Source organism: Streptomyces sp. S3(2020), from assembly GCF_013044505.1.
Classification (GTDB): Bacteria; Actinomycetota; Actinomycetes; order Streptomycetales; family Streptomycetaceae; genus Streptomyces.
The window spans coordinates 1-2,318 of sequence record NZ_JABERD010000466.1 but is presented as its reverse complement, the minus strand read 5'-3'; the positions used below and the strand labels follow the sequence as shown (position 1 = coordinate 2,318).

Here is a 2,318-nt window from a genome sequence, read left to right as displayed (position 1 = left end):
CAGACGGCCTCGACAACCTGCATCGGCGCCGCCGCCTCCTCCGCCCCCGCCTTCGGCCCCGCCCCCTTCAACGGAACCTCCTTCACGAACACCGCCGCGACCAGCGCCAGCACCGCCACCACAGCCCCCAGCAGGAACGCCGAGTGCGTACCGGCCGACACCGCGTGCTGATACGCCTCACGGGCAGCGTCCGGCAGCTTCGCCAGACTCGCCGCATCCAACTGCGCCTGCGACTCGGTCAGCTTCGCCCCGATCGCCCCACCCCGCTCGGCCATGACGTCCTGGACCCGGCTGTTGAACAGCGCACCCATGATCGCGACACCGAAGGAGGAACCCAGCGTTCGGAAGAGCGTCGTGGACGAGGACGCGACGCCCATGTCCTTCATCTCGACGCTGTTCTGCGCCACCAGCATGGTGATCTGCATCAGACAGCCCATACCGAGCCCGACGACGGCCATGTACACCCCGGACGTGAACCGCGAGGTGTCCGTGTCCATCAGCGACAGCAGGTACAGCCCGACGACCATCAGCACACTGCCGACGACGGGGAACACCTTGTACCGCCCGGTGTTCGTGGTGACCCGCCCGGCCACCATCGACGTCACGAGCATCGCACCGAGCATCGGCAGGAGCAGCAGCCCGGAGTTGGTCGCGGACGCCCCCTGCACGGACTGCTGGTACAGCGGCAGGAACAGCGTCGCACCGAACATCACGAACCCGGTGATGAAGCCGATGAGGGACATCAGCGTGAAGTTGCGGCTGCGGAAGATGTGCAGCGGCACCACCGGCTCGGCGGCCTTGGTCTGCCAGAACACGAACCCGATCAGCGCGGCGACACCGATACCGATGAGCTCCATGATCCGCGCGGAGGACCAGGCGTACTCCGTACCGCCCCACGTGGTGACCAGCACGATCGCGGTGATGCCCACGGTCAGCAGCCCGGCACCGAGGTAGTCGATCCGCGCCTGCGCCCGCTTCTTCGGCAGATGCAGCACCGCGCTGATCGCGGCGAGCGCGACGACACCGAGCGGCAGGTTGATGTAGAAGGCCCAGCGCCAGCCCCAGTGGTCGGTGATGGTGCCGCCGACCAGCGGCCCGCCGATCATGGCGAGCGCCATGACGCCGGCCATCATGCCCTGGTACTTGCCCCGCTCCCGGGGCGGAATGAGGTCACCGATGATCGCCATGACACCGACCATCAGACCACCGGCGCCAAGGCCCTGAACGGCCCGGAACCCGATGAGCTGGCCCATGTCCTGGGCCATGCCACTGAGCGCGGACCCGATCAGGAAGAGCACGATCGACGACATGAAGGCGCCCTTGCGCCCGTACATGTCACCGATCTTCCCCCACAGCGGGGTGGAGGCCGCGGTCGCCAGCGTGTACGCCGTGACGACCCACGACAGATGTTCGAGCCCGCCCAGCTCACCGACGATCGTCGGCATCGCGGTGCCCACGATCATGTTGTCGAGCATCGCCAGCATCATCGTGATCATCAGAGCGAGCAGGACGACCCGCACACTCTTCGGTTGCTTGTCGTCTTCCGGCTCGACCGCCGTCTGTGTGTCCGCCATCACGCCCACTCCCCCAGCTACTTACTTGCCGCCCGGCAAGTTGACTACACTGGGGAAGGTAGACCCGTAACTAGCCGGGCGTCAAGTAAGTTTTGCTCAAAGCCGATGGCTTCACGGAGAATGGGCGGCACCATGGACGGCACCAAGCAGCGGCGCCGCGGGGACACCCGCCAGCGCATCCAGGATGTGGCGCTCGAACTCTTCGCCGAGCAGGGCTACGAGAAGACCTCGCTGCGCGAGATCGCCGAGCGCCTGGACGTCACCAAGGCGGCGCTCTACTACCACTTCAAGACCAAGGAAGAGATCCTGGTCAGCATCTTCGACGATCTGACCCAGCCGATCCTCGACCTGATCGAGTGGGGCAGGCAGCAGCCGCACAGCCTGGAGACGAAGCAGGAGATCGTACGGCGCTACAGCGACATCCTCGCCAACGCCGCCCCCCTGTTCCGCTTCATGCAGGAGAACCAGGCGACCGTACGGGAACTGCGGGTCGGCGAGACCTTCAAGGAGCGCATGCAGGGGCTGCGCGACATCATGATCGACCCGGAGGCCGACCTGGTCGACCAGGTCCGCTACACCAGCGCGATCTTCACCCTGCACGCCGGGATGTTCCTCCTCCAGGACCTGGCGGGCGACCCCGAGGAGAAGCGCAGGGCGGTCCTGGAGGTGGCGTCGGACCTGGTGACCCAGGCCCACGAAGGCAACCGCAAGAACCCTTAGGCCGCCCCCGGACCTGCCCCGAAC

General features: G+C 66.6%; 2 protein-coding genes. One reads left to right on the top strand and one right to left on the bottom strand.

Translation table 11 applies throughout. The annotated features are described in order from the left end of the window. The coding region (locus tag HLK59_RS49590; RefSeq protein WP_171148264.1) for an MDR family MFS transporter at positions 1 to 1,574 on the bottom strand (1,574 nt) is incomplete at its 3' end. Between the two features lie 120 nt (positions 1,575 to 1,694). On the opposite strand from HLK59_RS49590, the gene HLK59_RS49585 reads away from it, so the two are divergent. Continuing rightward, positions 1,695 to 2,294, top strand: a complete 600-nt coding sequence (locus HLK59_RS49585; protein ID WP_171148265.1) for a TetR/AcrR family transcriptional regulator — start codon at positions 1,695 to 1,697, stop codon at positions 2,292 to 2,294. The last annotated feature ends 24 nt before the right edge of the window (positions 2,295 to 2,318 follow it).

What these genes read in the sequence shown, in the direction of transcription:
- HLK59_RS49585 (WP_171148265.1), top strand. Translation starts at nt 1,695, where the DNA reads ATGGGCGGCACCATGGACGGCACCAAGCAGCGGCGCCGCGGGGACACC.